The organism is Streptomyces sp. NPDC030798, from assembly GCF_055572275.1.
On the sequence record NZ_JBVIDR010000011.1, the window covers coordinates 293,402 to 314,117 of the forward strand.

The window sequence follows — 20,716 nt, forward strand, 5'->3', positions numbered from 1 at the left end:
CATGCGACGCTGAGAGACGCCGAACCCGCCGGACACCCCACCCCCGACCCACCGCACCCCGAGGAATCGCGAGCGATGAGCCCCGCCGAAGGCGACCGTGACCCCCAGCGCATCCTGATCGTCGACGACGAGCCCGCCGTACGCGAGGCGCTGCAGCGCAGCCTCGCCTTCGAGGGATACGACACCGAGGTCGCCGTCGACGGCGCGGACGCCCTGGAGAAGGCCACCGCCTACAAGCCGGACCTGGTCGTCCTGGACATCCAGATGCCGAGGATGGACGGCCTGACGGCGGCCCGCCGCATCCGCGGCGCCGGGGAGACCCTCCCGATCCTCATGCTGACGGCCCGCGACACGGTGGGCGACCGGGTGACGGGACTGGACGCGGGCGCGGACGACTACCTGGTCAAGCCCTTCGAGCTGGACGAACTCTTCGCCCGCATCCGCGCGCTGCTGCGCCGCAGCTCCTACGCGGCGGCCGTCGGCTCGGCCGAGGCCCAGGAGGACGAGGCGCTCACCTTCGCCGACCTGCGCATGGACCTCGCGACCCGCGAGGTCACGCGGGCCGGCCGGCAGGTGGAACTGACCCGGACCGAGTTCACGCTCCTGGAGATGTTCATGGCCCACCCGCGCCAGGTCCTCACCCGCGAGCAGATCCTCAAGGCCGTCTGGGGCTTCGACTTCGAGCCCTCCTCCAACTCCCTCGACGTCTACGTCATGTACCTGCGCCGCAAGACCGAGGCCGGCGGCGAGCCCCGCCTGGTCCACACCGTGCGCGGCGTCGGGTACGTCCTGCGACAGGGCGGCGCCGAGTGACCAAGCTGGGGCGCCGCTACCGCGCCCTGCCCCTGCGGGCCCGCCTCGCCGTCCTGGTCGCGGCGGCGGTGGCGTTCGCGGTGGCGGCGGTGTCGGTGACGTGCTGGTTCATCGTGCAGGGCAAGCTGTACGACCAGATCAAGACCGACCTGAAGAAGGCGGCGATCCGGCCGCAGCCCTACGACGACGTGGTGGCCACGCTGAGCAACTGCCCCCACAAGCCGAGCAACTCCTCGGCCTTCGGGGACGTACGGGCGCGCGGCACCTACTACCTGCAACTGGTGAAGTCGGACGGCACGGCCTGTGTCTCCTCCAACGCCGTGGGGACGGTGAAGGTCACCTCCGCCGACACGCAGGTCGTCCGGAGCGGCGAGGGATATCTGCGCAACGGCACGGACACCGACGGCAACGCCGTCCGCGTGCTGACCATCCCGCTGATCGTCAGCATGGACCGGAACTCCCCGCCGCAGGCCTTCCCGGACACGGCCCTGATGATCGCCACCCCGCTGAGGAACACGGAGAACACCCTCAACGACCTCGCCCTGCTCCTGCTGGTCGTCTCCGGCATCGGAGTGGTGGGGGCCGGAGCCGCGGGCCTGGCCGTGGCGCGCGCCGGCCTGCGGCCCGTCGACAAGCTCACCGAGGCCGTCGAGCACGTGGCCCGCACCGAGGACCTGGGCATCCGTATCCCGGTCGACGACGACAGCGAGGACGAGGTGGCCCGCCTGTCCCGCTCCTTCAACTCCATGACCGCCTCCCTGGCCAGCTCCCGCGACCTCCAGCAGCAGCTGATCGCGGACGCCGGCCACGAGCTGCGCACCCCGCTGACCTCCCTGCGGACGAACATCGAACTGCTCACCCGGAGCGAGGAGACCGGCCGCCCGCTCCCCCCGGAGGACCGCAAGGCCCTGCTGGCCTCGGTGAAGGCGCAGATGACCGAACTGGCGTCCCTGATCGGCGATCTGCAGGAGCTGTCCCGTTCGGAGGGCGAGCGGGGTGAGCGCGTCCAGGTGGTCTCCTTCCAGGACACCGTGGAAGCGGCCCTGCGCCGGGCGCGGCTGCGCGGTCCGGAGCTGACGATCACGGCCGACCTGGATCCCTGGTTCGTCCGGGCGGAGCCCTCCGCACTGGAGCGGGCGATCGTCAACATCCTGGACAACGCAGTGAAGTTCAGCCCGGAGGGCGGCACGATCGAGGTGCAGCTCACCGGGGGTGTCCTGACCGTCCGCGACCACGGCCCCGGCATCCCCGAGGACGAACTCCCGCACGTCTTCGACCGCTTCTGGCGCTCCCCGTCGGCACGGGCCCTGCCCGGCTCCGGCCTCGGCCTGTCCATCGTGGCCCGCACGGTGCACCAGGCGGGCGGCGAGGTCACCCTGGCCCGCGCGGAGGGCGGCGGCACGGTGGCGACGGTACGCCTGCCGGGGGCGGCCACGGCTCCGCCGGAGATGCCGTAGCGGTCGCCACCCCCGACCCCCGGACCACGGTCCGCGACACCTCCCTCAGCGCGGCCGTGAAGACCACTCCGTGGACCGACATGAGCGGCCTCTCCTGCAAGAACGACCGCTTCGCCGAGTACGGGAACACCGGCTCCACGGCTCATGGGACCAGCGGCTCCGGGGGAGGATCTTGCGGAGGCTCACGCGTTCGACGTGGGCGCCGGCCGGAGGCGGGCCGTACCCTCATACGCATGAGCAGCGACGACTCCGTACGGCCCGTTTCCTCCCGCTCTCTCGAGACCTACTCCGCGCTCGACCCGGACCAGGCCGAGGCCGTGCTCGGACTGCTCGCCGAGGCCGCCCGGACCGACGGGCAGCAGCCGGTGTCCGAGCAGGGACGGCTGCAGTTGCGCGGCGGTGCCCGCGAGGGCGTCTCCCATCTGCTGCTGAGCGTCGGCGACGAACTCGTCGGCTACGCCCAGCTGGAGGACACCGACCCGGTGGAGGCGCCGGCCGCCGAGCTGGTCGTCCACCCGGCGCACCGCGGCCACGGGCACGGGCGGGCGCTGGGCTCGGCGCTGCTCGCGGCCTCGGGCAAGCGGCTGCGGGTGTGGGCGCACGGCGGGCACTCCGCCGCCCGGCATCTCGCCCAGGTGCTGGGGCTGACCCTGTTCCGCGAACTGCGCCAGATGCGGCGCTCGCTGACGGACCTGAAGCTGCCCGAGCCGGTGCTGCCCGAGGGCGTGAGCGTACGTACCTTCGTGCCGGGCAAGGACGACGCGGCCTGGCTGGAGGTCAACGCGGCCGCCTTCGCCCACCACCCCGAGCAGGGCTCGCTGACCCAGCGCGACCTGGACGCCCGCAAGGCCGAGCCGTGGTTCGACCCGGCCGGGTTCTTCCTCGCCGAGCGCCGGGGCGAGCTGATCGGCTTCCACTGGACCAAGGTGCACGCCGAGGAGGGCCTCGGCGAGATCTACGTGCTCGGCGTCCGGCCCGGCGAGCAGGGCGGCGGGCTCGGCAAGGCCCTCACCGTGATCGGCCTGCGCCACCTGGCGGGGCAGCAGCTCCCGGCGGCGATGCTGTACGTCGACGCGGACAACAAGGCGGCGGTGTCGGTGTACGAGCGGATGGGCTTCACCACGTACGAGACCGACCTGATGTACCGCACCGAGACCTGACAAGGCCCAGAGGCCGTGAGGTCGTGCGCACCACGCCCCAGCGCTACGCAACTCCGAAGGCCGTTTCGCCGTCTACCACCCTGCGTCCCACTTCTCGCCCCTGCAGCTCGGCAGCTCACGGAGAGCGGGAGCGGAGCGCCGGGTCCGTACGCCCTTTCCACGGGGGGAGGGGCGTACGGAACCGTTCCGTACCGGAGGTGCCGGAGGCCGCAGAAGCGGCTCCGTGAGCCGGGAGCCGCCCCGCGATATCCCGGACGTCATGTCTCCGTAACCATCGATTCAGACTGGCTTGCGAAGCTCGGCCAATGAAGCCCGCCGTGCCAGAGCCTGCGCCGCCGCCCGGGACGCCCGCAGCCGTGCTCCCGCCCGTGCTTTCCGACGCGCCTGTATCGCGCGCGACGCGGAAGAATGGGTTCATGAGTCAGCCAGACACCGAGGTTCAGCACACGCAGCCCTCCGTGGGCTCCATCGCCGCGCACCGCCCGCACACGGTGGCCGCCACTGTCTCCGACCTCGAACCCGACATCGACGCCGACCTCGACGCGTACGAGGAGTCGCCGGGCGAGGGGACTCCGCTTCCGCAGGGCCGTTTCCTCGACCGGGAGCGCAGCTGGCTCGCCTTCAACGAGCGCGTCCTGGAACTGGCCGAGGACCCGGCCACGCCCCTGCTGGAACGCGCCAACTTCCTGGCGATCTTCGCCAGCAACCTCGACGAGTTCTTCATGGTCCGCGTGGCCGGCCTGAAGCGCCGCATCGCCACCGGTGTCGCCACCCGCTCCGCCTCCGGCCTGCAGCCGCGCGAGGTGCTGGAGATGATCTGGGCCCGCTCGCGCGAGCTGATGGCCCGGCACGCCGCCTGCTACCACGAGGACGTCGCCCCCGCACTCGCGGAGGAGGGCATCCACCTGGTCCGCTGGAACGAGCTGACCGAGAAGGAGCAGGCCCGGCTGTTCACCCTGTTCCGGCACCGCATCTTCCCGGTCCTCACCCCGCTCGCGGTGGACCCCGCGCACCCCTTCCCGTACATCTCCGGCCTCTCCCTCAACCTGGCCGTCGTCGTACGCAACCCCGTCAGCGGCCACACCCACTTCGCCCGCGTGAAGGTGCCGCCGCTGCTCTCCCGCTTCCTGGAGAGCTCCCCCGGCCGCTACGTCCCCATCGAGGACGTCATCGCCGCCCACCTGGAGGAGCTGTTCCCGGGCATGGAGGTGCTGGAGCACCACGCCTTCCGGCTCACCCGCAACGAGGACCTCGAGGTCGAGGAGGACGACGCCGAGAACCTCCTGCAGGCCCTCGAGAAGGAGCTCATGCGGCGCCGCTTCGGCCCGCCGGTGCGCCTGGAGGTCGAGGAGTCCATCGACCGCGAGGTGCTCGACCTGCTGGTGCGCGAGCTGAAGATCTCCGAGGCCGAGGTCTACCCGCTGCCCGGCCCCCTGGACCTCACCGGCCTCTTCCGCATCCACAGCCTCGACCGGCCGGAGCTGAAGTACCCCAAGTTCGTCGCCGGCACCCACCGCGATCTCGCCGAGGTCGAGTCCGCCTCCGCGCCCGACATCTTCGCCGCCCTGCGCAACCGGGACGTGCTCCTGCACCACCCGTACGACTCCTTCTCGACCTCCGTCCAGGCCTTCCTCGAGCAGGCGGCCGCCGACCCGGACGTCCTCGCCATCAAGCAGACCCTGTACCGCACCTCCGGCGACTCCCCGATAGTCGACGCCCTCATCGACGCCGCCGAGTCCGGCAAGCAGGTCCTCGTCCTGGTCGAGATCAAGGCCCGCTTCGACGAGCACGCCAACATCAAGTGGGCGCGCAAGCTGGAGGAGGCCGGCTGCCACGTCGTGTACGGCCTGGTCGGCCTGAAGACCCACTGCAAGCTGTCCCTGGTGGTGCGCCAGGAGGGCGACGACACCCTGCGCCGCTACAGCCACGTCGGCACCGGCAACTACCACCCCAAGACCGCCCGGCTGTACGAGGACCTCGGCCTGCTCACCGCCGACCCGCAGGTCGGCGCCGACCTCTCCGACCTGTTCAACCGGCTCTCCGGCTACTCCCGCCGCGAGACCTACCGGCGGCTGCTGGTCGCCCCCAAGTCGCTGCGCGACGGCCTGATCGCCCGGATCGACAAGGAGGCCCAGCACCACCGCGCCGGGCGCCCCGCGTTCATCCGCATCAAGGTCAACTCGATGGTCGACGAGGCACTCATCGACGCGCTCTACCGGGCCTCCCAGGCAGGCGTGCCCGTCGACGTCTGGGTACGCGGCATCTGCGCGATCCGCCCGGGCGTCGCGGGCCTGTCGGAGAACATCCGGGTCCGCTCGATCCTCGGCCGCTTCCTCGAGCACTCCCGGGTGTTCGCCTTCGGCAACGGCGGCGAGCCCGAGGTGTGGATCGGCAGCGCCGACATGATGCACCGCAACCTCGACCGCCGGATAGAGGCCCTGGTCCGGGTCACCGACCCCGCGCACCGGGCGGCCCTGAACCGGCTGCTCGACACCGGCATGTCCGACACCACCGCCTCCTGGCACCTCGGCCCCGACGGCGAGTGGACCCGGCACGCGACCGATGCGGACGGACAGCCCCTGCGCAACGTCCAGGAGATGCTCATAGACGCCCGGAGGCGCCGGCGTGGCACAGCAACACCTTGACCCGACGGACCCCACGGCCCCGGCGGTGACGGGGGAGGCCCTCGCGGGCTACCTGCGCGCCCAGGCCACGGAGTTCCTCCGCGCGCTGCGCCTGCACCGGGAGACCGGGGGCGCCCCGGCAGGCGGCGCGGAGGAGTCCGTCGACGCGGCCCGGGCGCTGCGCCGCTCGGCCCGCAGGATCAGTGCCAGCCTGCACACCTTCCGGCCCCTGCTGGACGCGGACTGGTCGGAGGACATGCGCCCCGAACTGGCCTGGGTCTCGGGCACCCTCGGCCTCGAGCACGCCTACGAGTCCCGCCTGCAGCGCCTCCTGCTGGCCCTGCACCGGCTGTCGGGGGTGGCGGTGTTCCCGGGGCAGTCGGTGCAGGGGCGCGGGAGCGCGTACGAGCCCGTCGGCACGGGCGGCCACCGCAGCGCCGACGGACACGGCGGTACGAGCACGTCGGCGGGCGCCGGCGTACCGGTCGGCGGGGGCGCGGCGGCCGTCGGCGCCGGTGACCGCATGACCACCGTGGCCGCGGGAGCCGCAGCAGTCGCGGGAGCCACCGGCGGCCGTGCCGCCGGGGCAGTGGCACCCGCCCCGGCGAAGGCGCCGCCCGCTCCCACGGGCGGCCCCGCTGGGTCGGCCCCCGCTCCGGAGCGCGGTGCCCTCACCGTGGGCGCCGCGAAGGCCGGTGCGCTGCTGGAGCGCCGGCTCACGCTCGCCCGGACCCGCGCCCACTCCACGGCGCTGCAGGCCCTCGGCTCCTCCCGCTTCCACGCGGTCGCCGACAAGGTGGCCGTACTCGCCAGCGAGGTCCCGCTCACCCCCGCGGCCCCCGGCACGCACCTGCACCCCCTGGCGGCCGCGGCCGAGGAGCGCCTCACCGACGCCGTCACCGCCCTGCCCCTGGTCACCGCGGGCCACCCCTACAACGCGGAGGCCCTGGTGCACGGCCTGTCCCCGGACCCGTCCCCGCACCCCCAGGACGGCCCCTGGCACCAGGTCCGGCTGCTGCTGCGCCTGCACCGGTACGCCCGTGAGGTGCTGCACGGCGGCAACTCGCCCTTGGACGTGGGCCTGCTGTCGGCGGGTCAGGCCCTGAACCGGCACCGGGACGCCGCCGAGGCGGCGGCAGCGGCGGCCCAGGCGGCCCGTACCCCCCGCATCGCCCCGGCGACCGCGTACGCCCTCGGCGTGCTCCACGCCGACCAGCGGCACGAGGTGGAGGCGGCGAGGTTCGCCTTCCAGCAGGCGTGGCAGAAGGAGACGGTCAGCACACCCTGAACTTCCCCGAGGAGGCGGTGTGAACGACGACACGACGGTCCAGGCAGCCGGGTGCGTGCTGTGGCGCCGCTCGCCCAAGGACGGCACGCTGGAGCTCTGTCTCGTCCACCGGCCCAAGTACGACGACTGGTCGCACCCGAAGGGCAAGCTCAAGCGGGGCGAGGACGCGCTCGAGGGCGCGCTGCGCGAGGTCGCCGAGGAGACGGGGTACACCGCCGAGCCCGGGCCGAGTCTGCCGACCCTGCGCTACCGGGCCAACGGCCGCCCCAAGCAGGTGCGTTACTGGGCGGCGGAGGCCGTCGCGGGCCGCTTCACCCCGACCGACGAGGTGGACCGGATCCGGTGGCTCTCCCCCGCCGCCGCCCGCGACCGCCTGACCCAGCCCCGCGACCGCGACCTGGTGGACGCCCTCGTCAAACGCCTGGACCGGCGCCGGAAGGGACGCTAGGGCCGCGGGGCCGCCCGGCAGGGCCCCCTCGGCCCCGCGAGGGCCTGCCCCTGCTAGGCGGTCACCGCGTGCCCCTCCGCGTCCGCCCTGGCCTGGCTGCGGGCCCGGCGGGCCGGTCCGCGCCAGCCGCAGGTGCACCGGGCCACACAGAACCGGCCCTGTTCGCTCGTCGTCGTGAGGTGCTCCCGCCCCTGCCGGGCTCGCTCCGGCCCGTCCTGCTGCGCCACGGCAACCACGGTACCGACAACGCGGTTAAAGGGTTTGTATGCCCTTTCCCAGGCTTCGGCCCGCCCACCTGCGACGCGTGACGGCACTCCCTACCCGTCGTTAACCGGAACGACAGGGGGCCCGTGACGGACGTACCGGCTGGGGGTTGGCAGGCGATGGATCGGCGGCACTACAGGCGCGCGGGCAGGACGGTCGTCGCGCTGGGGCTCGTGCTCGGGCTCGGCACGGCCGCCGGCGGGTGTTCCGGCCGCGGGGCCGCCGCCGAGGGCCTCGCCGGGGCGGACGGCGACCCGGTGACCACCCTGCGGCACGCGGCCGACACCCTGGGCGGCTCCGGCACCTCCAAGGCCAGTACGTCCATGGAGATGGCGACCGGCGGCACCCGGGTCACCATCCGCGGCAAGGGCGTCTACGACTACCGCCGGCGCCTCGGGCAGCTGACCGTCGTGCTCCCGGAGGACCCGGCGGGCACCTCCGAGCACCGGCCCATCACCGAACTCCTCGCCCCCGGCGCCCTGTTCATGAAGAACCGGGGGGCCGGAGTGCCCGCCGACAAGTGGGTACGGGTGGACACCTCGACGCTCTCCGACGGCAACCTCGTCACCGGCGGCGCGACCGACCCGTACGCCGCCGCCGAGGTGCTGCGCGGGACGCGCAGGGCGACGTACGTGGGGCGCACCGAGGTCGGCGGCACCCAGGTGCGGCACTACCGGGGGACGGCCGACCTGACCCGGGCGGCGAGCGCGGCCTCGGTGGAGAACCGGGCACCGCTGCGGGCGGCGGCGAAGGGCTTCGCCACGGCCGAGGTCCCGTTCGACGCCTACCTCGACGACGAGGGCCGCATCCGCAAGCTGCGCCAGCACTTCAGCTTCGTCAACGGCCGGGAGAAGACTCCGGTGGCGGTCGCGTCCACCACGCTGCTGTACGAGTTCGGCACCCCCGCCGACGTCCGCCTGCCGAGACCGGAGGACATCTACGCGGGCCGCATCGCCGAGAATCAGCCAGAGCACTAGTCCGCGATGCCACCCCCGAACTAGCCCGTCCGTGCCATGCGCGGTGTGTGGAGCCCTGCCTACTCTAGGAAGTCGGTGACGGCAGAGAAGAGGTGATGCGCGTGGCTCCGGTCGGCGGTACGGCAGTACAGGACCACGTGGCCCTCGCCGAGATCGAGCTGTGCGGGGAGCTGATCATCGCCGCGTCGGCCGCCGAGGACCGGCTGAGCATGGCGAGCATCGACGAGGTGCTGCGGGTCGCCGAGGAGCGAGAATCGGCCGAGGTCTGAGGCCGGCGGGGGCGGGGGCTCAGGTGCGCAGCAGGCGGCCGATCGCCTTCGTCGCCTCGTCCACCTTCGCGTCGATCTCGTCCCCGCCCTTGAGGGCCGCGTCCGCGACGCAGTGCCGCAGGTGCTCCTCCAGCAACTGCAGCGCGAAGGCCTGCAGGGCCTTGGTCGAGGCGGAGACCTGGGTGAGTATGTCGATGCAGTACGTGTCCTCCTCGACCATGCGCTGCAGGCCGCGGATCTGGCCCTCGATGCGGCGCAGCCGCTTGAGGTGCTCGTCCTTCTGCTTGTGGTAACCGTGCGTGGCGCCGGCCTCGGTCGTCGTCATCGCGGGCCTCCATCTCGGGACGAGCGGTCGATACATACCCCTGGTGGGTATATCGTAACGAATTTTCCCGGGTAGGAGGGCTTTGCTGTGCCCCCGTGCGGAGCATTCTGTTCCATGGGCGACACTGGGGGACGGCCCGATAGCCGTGGCCGGATGATGCGCCTAGCATCAGCCTGACCGAAACCGAAGCACCCCGAGGACCCCACGTGCGCTTTCGTCTGACCCCCAGGGAGACGAGCTTCTACGACATGTTCGCCGCCTCCGCGGACAACATCGTCACCGGCTCCAAGCTCCTGATGGAACTGCTCGGGGCGGACTCCTCCGCCCGGGCCGAGATCGCAGAGCGTATGCGGGCCGCGGAACACGCAGGTGACGACGCCACGCACGCGATCTTCCACCAGCTGAACTCCTCGTTCATCACGCCGTTCGACCGCGAGGACATCTACTCCCTCGCCGGGTCCCTGGACGACATCATGGACTTCATGGAGGAGGCCGTCGACCTGGTCGTCCTCTACAACGTCGAGGAGCTGCCGAAGGGCGTCGAGCAGCAGATCGAGGTGCTGGCGCGGGCCGCCGAGCTGACGGCGGAGGCGATGCCGAACCTGCGCACGATGGACAACCTCACCGAGTACTGGATCGAGGTGAACCGTCTGGAGAACCAGGCGGACCAGATCCACCGCAAGCTGCTGGCCCACCTCTTCAACGGCAAGTACGACGCCATCGAGGTGCTGAAGCTCAAGCAGATCGTGGACGTCCTGGAAGAGGCGGCGGACGCGTTCGAGCACGTGGCGAACACGGTGGAGACCATCGCCGTCAAGGAGTCCTGAGGCGTCGATGGCCACCTTCGCCCTGGTCGTGACCATCGCGGTCGCGCTCTTCTTCACGTACACGAACGGCTTCCACGACTCCGCGAACGCGATCGCCACCTCGGTGTCGACACGGGCGCTGACCCCGCGGGCGGCTCTCGCCATGGCCGCGGTGATGAACCTCGCCGGTGCCTTTCTGGGCTCCGGGGTCGCCAAGACCGTCAGCGAGGGCCTGATCGAGACGCCCTCGGGGTCCACGGGTATGGGCATCCTCTTCGCGGCCCTGGTCGGCGCCATCGTCTGGAACCTGGTCACCTGGTACTTCGGTCTGCCGTCGTCCTCCTCCCACGCGCTGTTCGGCGGCCTGGTGGGGGCGGCCCTGGCGGGCGGTACGGCGGTGCACTGGAACGGGGTGCTCGACAAGGTCGTCATCCCGATGTTCCTGTCGCCGGTGGTCGGCCTGATCGCCGGTTACCTGGTCATGACGGCGATCCTGTGGATCTTCCGCCGGGCCAATCCGCACAAGGCCAAGCGGGGCTTCCGCATAGCGCAGACGGTCTCCGCGGCCGGCATGGCGCTGGGCCACGGCCTCCAGGACGCCCAGAAGACGATGGGTGTCGTGGTGATGGCGCTGGTGATCTCCGGCCACGAGACCTTCGGCGACCCGATCCCGGTGTGGGTGAAGGTCGTCTCGGCGCTGATGCTGTCGCTGGGCACCTACGCGGGCGGCTGGCGCATCATGCGCACCCTCGGCCGCAAGATCATCGAGCTGGATCCGCCGCAGGGGTTCGCCGCGGAGGCCACGGGGGCGTCGATCATGTTCGGCACGGCCTACCTCTTCAAGGCGCCGATCTCCACGACGCACGTCATCACGTCCGCGATCATGGGCGTGGGGGCGACGAAGCGGGTGAACGCCGTGCGGTGGGGCGTGGCCAAGAACATCGTCCTCGGCTGGTTCATCACCATGCCGGCGGCGGCGCTGGTCGCGGCGGCGGCGTTCGGCATCATCGACATCACGGTCCTGTAGGCGTCACGCGTGGGCCCGCCCCTGGGAGCCAGGGGCGGGCCCTTTTGCGTCCTCACGGTGGCACCGCCATGCAGCACCGCGAGGGGTTCCGTACGGCCCGGAACCTGTCCGGGCCGGGGGCGGCCTAGCCGAAGCGGCCGGAGATGTAGTCCTCCGTGGCCTGGACGGACGGGTTGGAGAAGATCCGCTCGGTGTCGTCGATCTCGATCAGCCGCCCCGGCTGCCCGACGGCCGCCAGGTTGAAGAACGCCGTACGGTCCGAGACCCGCGCCGCCTGCTGCATGTTGTGCGTCACGATGACGATCGTGAAGCGTTCCTTCAGCTCACCGATCAGATCCTCGATGGCGAGCGTCGAGATCGGGTCCAGGGCGGAGCACGGCTCGTCCATGAGCAGCACCTTCGGCTCGACCGCGATGGCGCGGGCGATGCACAGCCGCTGCTGCTGACCGCCCGAGAGGCCCGACCCCGGCTTGGCGAGGCGGTCCTTCACCTCGTTCCAGAGGTTGGCGCCCCTGAGCGACTTCTCGACGATGTCGTTCAGTTCCGCCTTCTTGTAGCTGCCGTTCAGCCGCAGCCCGGCCGCCACGTTCTCGAAGATCGACATCGTGGGGAAGGGGTTCGGCCGCTGGAAGACCATCCCCACCTCGCGCCGCACCGACACCGGGTCGATGCCGTCGCCGTAGAGGTCCTCGTCGTCCAGCAGCACCTTGCCCTCGACGCGGCCCCCGGGGGTGACCTCGTGCATCCGGTTCAGCGTGCGCAGGAACGTCGACTTGCCGCAGCCGGACGGCCCGATGAACGCCGTCACCGAGCGCGGCTCGACGGTCATGGAGATGTCCTCGATCGCCCGGTGGGAGCCGTAGTAGGCGGTGAGTCCGCTCACGTCGATTCGCTTGGCCATGTCTACTTCACTTCCAGAGATTCAAGCTCGGTCGCTGTTGGCCGCGTCAGCGACCGGTCTTGGGTGCCTTCCAGCGGGCGATCCCGCGGGCCACCAGGTTGAGGATCATCACGAAGGCGATCAGCGTGAGGGACGCCGCCCAGGCGCGGTCGTAGGCCGCGGTGGAACCCGAGCTGTTCGCGTACTGCTGGTAGATGTACAGCGGGAGCGCCTGCTGCGCGCCGCTGAAGGGGTTGTTGTTGATGAAGCTGTTGCCCCACACCAGCAGCAGGATCGGCGCGGTCTCGCCCGCGATACGGGCGATCGCCAGCATGATGCCGGTGGTGATGCCGCCGAGGGAGGTCGGCAGGACCACCTTCAGGATGGTGCGCCACTTCGGGACGCCGAGCGCCAGGGACGCCTCGCGCAGCTCGTTCGGGACGAGCTTGAGCATCTCCTCCGTGGAACGGACCACGACCGGCATCATCAGGATGGCCAGGGCCAGCGAGCCGGCGAAGCCGAAGGGCTGCATGTCGAACATCAGCATCAGGCTGAGGATGAACAGGCCCGCGACGATGGACGGGATACCGGTCATCACGTCGACGAAGAACGTGACCGCCCGGGCGAGGCTGCCGCGCCCGTACTCGACCAGGTAGATCGCGGTGAGCACACCGACCGGGGCGCCGATCAGGGTGGCCAGCCCGACCTGCTCCAGGCTGCCGATGATGGCGTGGTAGATGCCGCCGCCCGGCTCGGAGTCGGCGACGACGCCCATGGAGTGGGTCAGGAAGTAGACGTCGAGGACCTTCACACCGCGCTCGGCGGTGGTCCAGATCAGCGAGACCAGCGGGACGACGGCGAGCAGGAAGGCCACCCAGACCAGTGAGGTGGCGATCCGGTCCTTGGCCTGCCGGCGGCCCTCGACCCTGGCGGAGATGACGAAGGTGCCGAGCACGAACAGGATCGCGGCGATCAGACCCCACTGGATCGTGCTGCTCAGCCCGGCGGCCAGACCGATCCCCACGGCGACCAGGACGGAACCGGCGGCGATCGCCCACGGCGACCACTTCGGCAGGCTGGCGCTGCGCAGCGTGCTGGGACGCCTGTCGGCGACGCGTGCGGTGCTCATGCGTTGGCCCCCGAGTACTCCTTGCGGCGGGCGATGATCGCGCGGGCCGCGCCGTTGACCAGCAGGGTGATGACGAACAGCACGAGGCCGGAGGCGATCAGCGCGTCCCGGCCCTGCTCGGTGGCCTCACCGAACTTGCTGGCGATGTTCTGGGCGAAGGTGCCGCCGCCCGGGTCGAGCAGGCTGGCCTGGATGTCGAAGGTCGGCGAGAGCACGGTGGCGACGGCCATCGTCTCGCCGAGGGCACGGCCGAGGCCGAGCATGGAGGCGGAGATCACACCGGAGCGGCCGAAGGGCAGCACGGCCATGCGGACGACTTCCCAGCGCGTGGCGCCGAGGGCCAGGGCCGCTTCCTCGTGCATCCGCGGGACCTGGCGGAAGACCTCGCGGGTCACGTTGGTGATGATCGGCAGGATCATGATCGCGAGCAGGATGCCGACGGTGAGCATCGAGCGGGGCGCGCCGCCCTGCCAGGAGAAGATGCCGGTCCAGCCGAGGTAGTCGTCGAGCCAGCCGAACAGGCCGTTCATGTGCGGTACGAGGACCAGCGCGCCCCACAGGCCGTACACGATGGACGGCACGGCGGCGAGCAGGTCGATCACGTACGCGACCGGGCCGCTCAGCCTGCGCGGGGCGTAGTGCGTGAGGAACAGCGCGATGGCGACGGCGACCGGCACGGCCAGGGCCATGGCGACGACCGAGGAGACCACCGTGCCGAAGGCCAGGACCGCGATGCCGAAGACCGGCGGGTTGAGGTTGGTGTTCCACTCGAAGGTGGTCAGGAAGTTGCCGTGGTCCTTGCTGATCGCGAGGGAGGCGCGATAGGCGAGGAAGACCGCGATCGCGGCCATGATCACCAGCAGCAGGATGCCGGATCCGCGGGACAGGCCGAGGAAGATGCGGTCGCCGGGGCGGGTCGCGCCGCGGGCGGTGCGCTTCTGCTCGGCCAGGGCCGGCTGGGGCGTGGGGGAAGGTGCGTCGGTTGTCTGCGTCGATATGTCCATCGAGTTCTCCGGTCTGCGGAGCCGCTCACCTCGTGGGATGCGCGGCTCTTGGCGGCGGTGCACCGGACGGTGCGGCCCGGCCCGCGGGGAGGCCGTGGGAACCGGGCCGCACTCTCGGATCAGGTCAGCTCAGGCCCGCGATGGTGCTGCGGACCTTGCCGATGATCTCGTCGGGCATCGGCGCGTAGTCGATGCCGCTGAGGATCTTCTGGCCGTCCTCGGAGGCGATGTAGGTGAGGAAGGACTTGACGGCAGGCAGGCTGTCGGCCTTGTTGCCCTTGTCACAGACGATCTCGTAGGTGACCAGGGTGATCGGGTAGGCCCCCTCGGCCTTGGTCTTGTAGTTGAGCTGCAGCGACAGGTCCTTGCCGGTACCGACGACCTTGGCGTCCGCGATGGCCTTGGTGGCGCTGTCGGTGGTGGGGGCGACCGGCTGGGCGGCACCGGTGTCGATGCTGACCGCCTTGATGCCGTCACCGACGTAGGACAGTTCGAAGTAGCCGATGGCGCCGTTGGTCTGCTTGACCTGCTGGGCCACGCCGGAGGACTGCGCGGCGGACTGGCCGCCCTTGGCCTGCCAGGTCTTGCCGCCGGAGTACTTCCAGTTGTCCGGGGTCGTGGCGATCAGGTACTTGGTGAAGTTGTCCGTGGTGCCGGAGTCGTCCGAGCGGTGGAAGGCCTGGATCTTCAGGTCGGGCAGCTTCGCCTTGGGGTTCAGCTTCTTGATCGCCGGGTCGTTCCAGTTGGTGATCTTGCCGTCGAAGATCTTGGCGAGGGTCGGGGCGTCCAGGACCAGGTTGTCCACGCCGTTCACGTTGTAACCGATGGCGATCGGGCCGCCCACCATCGGCAGGTCGATGCCCTGGCCGCCGGAGCAGACCTTCTTGGAGGCCGCGACCTCCTCGGGCTTCAGCGCGGAGTCGGAACCCGCCCACGGGATCTGACCCTGCGTGAACGCGGTCACACCGGCGCCGGAGCCGCCGGCCTTGTAGTTGATCTGCACACCGCAGGCCTGCGAGAAGTTCTTCACCCAGGCGTCGATCGCGTTCTTCTGCGCGGAAGAGCCGTCCGAGAGCAGCTGCCCCTTGGCGCCGTCGCACTTGATCGAGGAGGCGTTGGCCGCCGAGGAGGCGCCGCCCGCCTTGGAACCGCCGCCGTTGTCGTCGGAGCCGCACGCCGTCAGGGCCAGGGCGCCGGTCACGGCGACAGCACCGAGGGAAAGGGCGCGCAGCCGGTTCTTGCGCTGAAGCTTCACTTTCGGGAGTTCCTTCCAGGAGCCGCCGCTGTCGGCGGCGTGCGAGGTAAGTAGTGCGCGAGCGCGTCCAGGGCCGCACTCCGCACCGTGCACGGCCGAAACTAGGCAGAACAGGTGAAGCCGCCGATGGCCGGAAGTGAACGAGGAGTGAACCCCTGCCGTCGCCTCGGTGAGGTCACGGAATGCTCACGGGGAGGGCACGTGGAGGTTCCGACGGCCGGGTTGCGCGGACATGTCTTCGACGTTCGTCCACCCGTCCGTGGAACCCTCGTGCGGATGCCGTCGTCTCGTTCCAGGAGAAGCCGAGGAAAGGCGACGGACACATGGAACGGCGTACGTTCATCTCGGGCGGCGCGGCCGCACTGGCGGCCACCGCACTGGCCGGCTGCGGCTCCGGCTCGTCCGCCGGCTCCTCGGCCCACTCCCTCTCGGCCTCCGGCACGGCCCTGCGGACCACGAGCCAGGCCGCCGCTGCCAACTGGGCGGCCCTCGCCCGAGACCTCGACGGCACCCTGGTGCGCCCGGGCGACGCGGCCTGGAAGACGGCCCACCAGCTCTACAACACCCGCTTCGACGGCCTGAAGCCGTCCGCCGTCGCCTACGTCGCGCACACCGACGACATCCGGACGACCCTGGCATACGCCCACGCCCACGGGATACGGGTGGCGATACGCAACGGCGGCCACTCCTACGCCGGTTACTCCTCCGGCAACGGCCGGCTGATCCTGGACGTCTCCAGGCTGAACCGCATCCGCGTCAGCGGCGGGCAGGCCGTGGTCGGCGCCGGCGCCAAGCTGATCGACGTCTACCGGGGACTGGCCGCCAAGGGCGTGACCATACCCGCCGGTTCCTGCCCCACCGTCGGCGTCTCCGGCCTGGTGCTCGGCGGCGGCCACGGCGTCGCCTCCCGCGCCTACGGGCTGACCTGCGACAGCCTCACCCGGGCGACCGTCGTCACCGCCGACGGCACCGAGGTCACCGCCGACGCCGGCCGGCACGCCGACCTCTTCTGGGCGCTGCGCGGCGCCGGCAACGGCAACTTCGGCGTCGTCACCGAGCTGCACTTCAAGACGCATGCGGCGCCGCAGGCGGTGACCGCGTACCTGACCTGGCCGTGGTCCAGGGCGGCCGCGGTCGTCAAGGCCTGGCAGGAGTGGGGCCCGTCCCAGCCCGACGAGATCTGGTCCTCCCTGCACCTGTCGAACACCCCGGGCGGCACCCCGTCGGTCTCCGTCTCCTGCTTCTCCCTCGGCACGTACGGCGAACTGCAGAACGCAGTGGACCGCCTCGCCCACAAGGTGGGTGCCGACGCCAGGACCGTCTCCCTGCGCCGCCGGGGCTACGAGGAGGCGATGGAGATCTACGCCGGCTGCTCCTCGTTCTCCACCGACGCCCAGTGCCATCTGCCGGGCTCCACGCCGGGCCGCTCCCCGCAGGGCAGGCTCGGCCGGGAAACCTACACGGCCCGCTCCGACTTCTTCGACCGCTCCCTCTCCTCGGCGGGCATCCAGACCCTGCTGCAGCAGATCGGCTCCGTCCGGGGCGGCGCGGGCAGCATCGCCTTCACGGCGCTCGGCGGCGCGGTCAACCGCGTCTCCCCCACGGCCACGGCCTTCGTCCACCGCCGCTCCCGCATGCTGGCGCAGTACATCGCCTCCTGGGGAGCGGGTGCCTCCGGCGGTACGGCGCAGTCATGGCTGACGTCGGCGCACACCGCGATGAAGCCGTACGCCTCCGGCGCGGCGTACCAGAACTACACGGACCCGACGTTGACCGACTGGCGCAAGGCGTACTACGGCGACGCGGTGACCCGCCTGACGAAGGTCAAGAAGCAGTACGACCCCCACCGCTTCTTCTCTTACGGACAGGGGCTGTAGGGGACGACGGGGGTTGCAGGGGGACGACGGGGGTTGCAGGGGGCGCTTCGGTCCGTGTTCGGCTGCGGGCGCGTGGGGGCTGGTCGCGCAGTTCCCCGCGCCCCCAGGGGTTGCAGTGGCCGCAGGTGAGTCGTCCTCAGCGGCACCACCCTCCGGTGCATTCCCGCGCGGGGTCACGCCGCCAGGTCGCGCTCCTCGGTTTCCAGGGGCGCCCGGGTGCTGGAGAGCACAGCATCGCCGCTGCCCTTGGCCGACGGTCGCCGCCGGACGATCCACCCCGCCCTCGGCGACCGCTCCACCGCCTTCATCAACGGAGTGAGCAGCGCCATGGCCGGCGGCGACAGCAGCAGTGCGACGGCCGTGCCGAGGGCGAAGCCGCCGACCACGTCGGTCGGGTAATGCACCCCCATGTACACCCGGCAGAAACCCTCCAGCAGCGCCAGCCCGATGCCGGCCAGGCCGAAGCGCCGGTTGGCGACGAACAGCCCGGCGCCCAGAGCCATGGTGATCGTCGCGTGGTCGCTGACGAAGGAGAAGTCGGTCTTGCCGGAGACCAGGACGTCCAGCCCCTGGTGGTCGACGAACGGGCGCGGGCGCTCCACGAAGCCCCGGATCGGCACGTTCACCAGCACGGCGAGGCCGGCCGCGAGCGGCGCCCACACCAGCGCGGCCACGGAGGACGCCGCGTCCTCGCCGCCCCGGCGCCGCACGGTCCACCAGCACCCCAGCACGAGCAGGACCATGGCGAGCAGCAGCCCGTACTCACCGATGAACTCCATGACCCGGTCGAACCAGTGCGGCGCGTCCTTGGCCAGGCCATTGATGTCGTAGAGCAGGTCGACGTCGGGGTTCGATCCGGATTCGGCGAGTACAGCCATGGTGCTGCGGCCCCTTCGTCGTCTTCCCGGACGCACCTCGTGTGCGTCGCTCCTGCCCCCCGTGGTTCGTAGATCCGCTTCCGCTGCACTGACGTACTGCCGCACTGACGTCCGCTCGGCTACGTCAACAGGAACGCACAGCCCCCATTGATACGTTCCACTCTCCACCGAATGATCACGCAGACGTTATCGAAGAGATATCCATCTCCGCAGCTCAGGGCGCAGGTTCACGCTCGGTTCACACTTGGGTGGGGAGCGCTTTTGCGCCATCTTCGGTTACCCGCGTGGCACCGAAGTAGTCGGGGGTGTCGATGGGGTCGAACCGGATCACGGCGCCCGACCGGGGGGCGTCGATCATGTACCCGCCACCCACGTAGATCCCCACGTGCCGGATGGCCCGGGAGTCGGTGAGGTCGTCGGAGAAGAACACCAGATCGCCCGGCAGCAACTGGTCCCGCGAGGGGTGCGGCCCGGCGTTGTACTGATCGTTGGCCACCCGCGGCAGACTGATCCCGACCTTCTCGTACGCGGCCTTGGTCAGGCCCGAGCAGTCGAAGCGGCCCCCCTGGTCGGGGGTGCCGTTGCCGCCCCACAGATACGGCGTGCCGAGCTTGCTCTGGGCGAACGCGATGGCGCCCGCGGCCTGCCGGGTGGGATCGATCCGGGTGACCGGAGCCGCGAAGCTCTGCTCCAGGCTGCGGATCCGCTTGACGTAGTTCTGCGTCTCGCTGATCGGCGGCACACCACCGGACCTGATGACCCGGTAGGCGCCGGCGTTGTAGGCGGCGAGCATGTTGTCGGAGACGTTGCCGGGGACGTCCTTGACGTACTTCGCGAGCTCGCAGTCGTACGACGCGGCCGACGGAATCGCGTCATTCGGATCCCAGATGTCCCGCTTGCCGTCCCCGTTGCCGTCGATGCCGTGGGTCGCCCAGGTGCTCGGGATGAACTGCGCGATGCCGCGCGCGTCGGCGGGGCTGACGATCGTGGGGTTCCAGCCACTTTCCTGGTAGAGCTGAGCGGCGAGCAGAGCCGGACTGAGCGCGGGGCACAGGTTCCCCCACTGCTGCACGAGCTGCTTGTAGGCGGCCGGCACGGCACCCTTCGCCAGCCCCCGGCTCGCCGAGGTCACGCCGTTCACGAGGTTCCCGGCGACGATGTACACCCCGATGACGAGCAGCATGACGAAGCCCATCGCGAGCCCGACGGCCGCCCCACCGAACACCCATACCTTCCGCACGCTCCAACTCTCCCCCATGACGCCAGGGTTCTAGCCCCCATCGGCCTGAAGTGGCGTCATTTCACAGGGAGACCGTCGCAGATGGAGCAGGCGGAGCGGACGGAGCAGGCGGAGCGGACGGAGCAGGCGGAGCGGACGGAGCAGGCGGAGCGGACGGAGCGGGCGCACCCGGCTCAAGTGGCAGCCGGATCACGGGTCCGTGACCGCGTCCCTGTACAGCTCGGCCGCCTCCGCCCCCAGCACCACGCTGTAGGAGGTGTCGGCCGTGGAGCCGCCCTTCTCGTGACCACCGAGAACGCCGACGACCTGGCTGTCGCCGTTGATCCAGGGGCTGCCACTGGTGCCGCCCGTGAAGTCGGGGCAGTCGATGCGCTGTTGGGTGCGGCTGTGCAGGCTCGGCTTGTTGGTGCAGCTGATGGGCACCTCGCGCGAGTCCGGGTAGCCGACGACGATCACGGCGGTGGCGCCGGTGGCCACCCCGGTCATGAACCGGTTGGCGCCGACGACGTTCTCGATCCGCTTGCCGTCCAGTTCGTCGACCTGGGCGAAGGCGATGTCGCTGTCCTCGTCCTGCCCCTTGGCCCACCCGTCCGGCAGGAATCGCTTCCCCACCTTCCACACCCCGTACGGCGCCCGCCCGTCCCGGTACCCCGGCGCGAACAGCAGGTTCCCGTCGTCGCCGTCCACACAGTGCGCGGCGGTGACGATCAGATTCCGCTGCGGGCTGTGGACGACCGAGGCGGTGCAGAAGTGGCCGCCGGCCAGGTTGCCGGCCCGGTCGGCGCCGAACAGGGCGCCCACGCGCACGGTCTGCGCCGTCGCGCCGGCCACGGCCGTGACCGCGAAGGGCCCCGGGCCGTCGTCGGCGGAGGCCACGGACGCCGAGGTCAGGGCGAGCGTCACCACGGCACCCAGCAGGGTGGGACGTGAGGTCAGCCAGAGGCGTGAGTTCCGCTTCATCAGGCCTCACTCTCTCCCACGAAGGTGAGAAACCC

Annotated in this window: 20 protein-coding genes; 11 read left to right on the plus strand and 9 right to left on the minus strand. The window is 70.9% G+C overall.

Features of this window, described 5'->3' with window-relative positions:
• Nucleotides 1-75: 75 nt before the first annotated feature.
• From ACZ404_RS25675 to ACZ404_RS25700, 6 genes are all read left to right on the plus strand, one after another.
• Nucleotides 76-813 (plus strand): response regulator transcription factor, encoded by a 738-nt coding sequence (locus ACZ404_RS25675; RefSeq protein WP_468443698.1) that lies wholly within the window; start codon nt 76-78, stop codon nt 811-813.
• Entirely contained in the window at nt 810-2,270 is a 1,461-nt protein-coding gene (locus tag ACZ404_RS25680; RefSeq protein WP_468443700.1) for a sensor histidine kinase, read from the plus strand. The genes ACZ404_RS25675 and ACZ404_RS25680 overlap by 4 nt, the downstream gene beginning before the upstream one ends.
• Nucleotides 2,271-2,503: 233 nt before the next feature.
• Nucleotides 2,504-3,430, plus strand: a complete 927-nt coding sequence (gene mshD / locus ACZ404_RS25685) for a mycothiol synthase (protein WP_468443702.1) — start codon at nt 2,504-2,506, stop codon at nt 3,428-3,430.
• Nucleotides 3,431-3,735: 305 nt separating this feature from the next.
• Nucleotides 3,736-6,075, plus strand: coding sequence for an RNA degradosome polyphosphate kinase (locus ACZ404_RS25690; protein WP_468443704.1), 2,340 nt, complete (start codon nt 3,736-3,738; stop codon nt 6,073-6,075).
• A complete protein-coding gene (locus ACZ404_RS25695; RefSeq protein WP_468443706.1) occupies nt 6,056-7,342 on the plus strand; it encodes a CHAD domain-containing protein in 1,287 nt (428 codons plus the stop codon). Before ACZ404_RS25690 ends, ACZ404_RS25695 begins: the two co-directional genes overlap by 20 nt.
• 19 nt (nt 7,343-7,361) lie before the next feature.
• Entirely contained in the window at nt 7,362-7,790 is a 429-nt protein-coding gene (locus ACZ404_RS25700; RefSeq protein WP_468443708.1) for an NUDIX hydrolase, read from the plus strand.
• A 53-nt stretch (nt 7,791-7,843) separates the two neighbouring features.
• On the opposite strand, the gene ACZ404_RS25705 is transcribed toward ACZ404_RS25700, so the two are convergent.
• On the minus strand, nt 7,844-8,017 hold the full coding sequence (locus tag ACZ404_RS25705) for a hypothetical protein (RefSeq protein ID WP_468443710.1): 174 nt from the start codon (nt 8,015-8,017) through the stop codon (nt 7,844-7,846).
• A gap of 156 nt (nt 8,018-8,173) precedes the next feature.
• Here ACZ404_RS25705 and ACZ404_RS25710 point away from each other — a divergent pair, with 156 nt between their 5' ends.
• Nucleotides 8,174-9,031, plus strand: coding sequence for an SCO4651 family lipoprotein (locus ACZ404_RS25710; protein ID WP_468443712.1), 858 nt, complete (start codon nt 8,174-8,176; stop codon nt 9,029-9,031).
• A gap of 95 nt (nt 9,032-9,126) precedes the next feature.
• Nucleotides 9,127-9,300 carry a hypothetical protein gene (locus ACZ404_RS25715; RefSeq protein ID WP_468443714.1) on the plus strand — a complete coding sequence of 58 codons (174 nt, stop codon included), beginning with the start codon at nt 9,127-9,129 and terminating at the stop codon, nt 9,298-9,300.
• Nucleotides 9,301-9,319: 19 nt separating this feature from the next.
• Here ACZ404_RS25715 and ACZ404_RS25720 read toward each other — a convergent pair whose 3' ends face one another.
• On the minus strand, nt 9,320-9,625 hold the full coding sequence (locus ACZ404_RS25720; protein ID WP_468443716.1) for a metal-sensitive transcriptional regulator: 306 nt from the start codon (nt 9,623-9,625) through the stop codon (nt 9,320-9,322).
• A 206-nt stretch (nt 9,626-9,831) separates the two neighbouring features.
• Here ACZ404_RS25720 and ACZ404_RS25725 point away from each other — a divergent pair, with 206 nt between their 5' ends.
• Nucleotides 9,832-10,452, plus strand: coding sequence for a DUF47 domain-containing protein (locus tag ACZ404_RS25725; RefSeq protein WP_208033008.1), 621 nt, complete (start codon nt 9,832-9,834; stop codon nt 10,450-10,452).
• 7 nt (nt 10,453-10,459) lie between these two features.
• A complete protein-coding gene (locus ACZ404_RS25730; protein ID WP_468443718.1) occupies nt 10,460-11,458 on the plus strand; it encodes an inorganic phosphate transporter in 999 nt (332 codons plus the stop codon).
• A 124-nt stretch (nt 11,459-11,582) separates the two neighbouring features.
• Here ACZ404_RS25730 and pstB read toward each other — a convergent pair whose 3' ends face one another.
• The 4 genes from pstB to pstS form a co-directional block, all read right to left on the minus strand.
• Entirely contained in the window at nt 11,583-12,359 is a 777-nt protein-coding gene (gene pstB, locus ACZ404_RS25735) for a phosphate ABC transporter ATP-binding protein PstB (RefSeq protein WP_468443720.1), read from the minus strand.
• A 46-nt stretch (nt 12,360-12,405) separates the two neighbouring features.
• A complete protein-coding gene (gene pstA, locus ACZ404_RS25740) occupies nt 12,406-13,467 on the minus strand; it encodes a phosphate ABC transporter permease PstA (protein WP_468443722.1) in 1,062 nt (353 codons plus the stop codon).
• Nucleotides 13,464-14,471, minus strand: coding sequence for a phosphate ABC transporter permease subunit PstC (gene pstC, locus ACZ404_RS25745; RefSeq protein WP_468443724.1), 1,008 nt, complete (start codon nt 14,469-14,471; stop codon nt 13,464-13,466). The genes pstA and pstC overlap by 4 nt, the downstream gene beginning before the upstream one ends.
• Nucleotides 14,472-14,595: 124 nt before the next feature.
• Nucleotides 14,596-15,726, minus strand: coding sequence for a phosphate ABC transporter substrate-binding protein PstS (pstS, locus tag ACZ404_RS25750; RefSeq protein WP_468443726.1), 1,131 nt, complete (start codon nt 15,724-15,726; stop codon nt 14,596-14,598).
• A gap of 323 nt (nt 15,727-16,049) precedes the next feature.
• Here pstS and ACZ404_RS25755 point away from each other — a divergent pair, with 323 nt between their 5' ends.
• Complete coding sequence (locus tag ACZ404_RS25755) at nt 16,050-17,603, plus strand: FAD-binding oxidoreductase (protein ID WP_468443728.1); 1,554 nt, start codon at nt 16,050-16,052, stop codon at nt 17,601-17,603.
• A 173-nt stretch (nt 17,604-17,776) separates the two neighbouring features.
• On the opposite strand, the gene ACZ404_RS25760 is transcribed toward ACZ404_RS25755, so the two are convergent.
• The 3 genes from ACZ404_RS25760 to ACZ404_RS25770 form a co-directional block, all read right to left on the minus strand.
• Complete coding sequence (locus ACZ404_RS25760; RefSeq protein WP_468443730.1) at nt 17,777-18,481, minus strand: phosphatase PAP2 family protein; 705 nt, start codon at nt 18,479-18,481, stop codon at nt 17,777-17,779.
• Between the two features lie 238 nt (nt 18,482-18,719).
• Nucleotides 18,720-19,739, minus strand: a complete 1,020-nt coding sequence (locus ACZ404_RS25765; protein ID WP_468443732.1) for a C40 family peptidase — start codon at nt 19,737-19,739, stop codon at nt 18,720-18,722.
• A gap of 171 nt (nt 19,740-19,910) precedes the next feature.
• Nucleotides 19,911-20,681, minus strand: a complete 771-nt coding sequence (locus ACZ404_RS25770; RefSeq protein WP_468443734.1) for a trypsin-like serine peptidase — start codon at nt 20,679-20,681, stop codon at nt 19,911-19,913.
• Between the last annotated feature and the right edge of the window lie 35 nt (nt 20,682-20,716).